Genomic DNA, 279 nt, shown 5'->3' with positions numbered 1-279 from the left:
GGTCGACAAGACCTGCGTGGGCCTGCGCGAAGGCGCGCCGGAGCGCTACCCCGTCAAGACGCGCAAGCTCAAGCGCAGCGCCCAGTCGCTCTGGCTGCTGCTGGCGCGCGACGCGCAGGGCCGCGTGTGGCTGGAGAAGCGCCCGGCAAAGGGCATCTGGGCGGGGCTGCACTGCCTGCCCGTGTTCGACAGCCGCGACGACCTGCTCGCAGCGCTGCCGTCCGCCGCGCAAGGCAGCGTGAAAGACCTGCCGGCCTTCGTGCACGTGCTGACCCATAA

1 protein-coding gene is annotated in these 279 nt (G+C 71.3%); it reads left to right on the top strand.

Annotated features, from left to right (window positions below):
- A partial coding sequence (locus tag ACLI50_RS22650) for an NUDIX domain-containing protein (protein WP_411414689.1) occupies nucleotides 1-279 on the top strand: 279 nt, incomplete at both ends.

Source organism: Chryseobacterium cupriresistens (assembly GCF_046614675.1).
In the GTDB taxonomy this organism is placed as follows: domain Bacteria; phylum Bacteroidota; class Bacteroidia; order Flavobacteriales; family Weeksellaceae; genus Chryseobacterium; species Chryseobacterium cupriresistens.
This window is presented reverse-complemented; position numbering and strand designations above follow the sequence as displayed.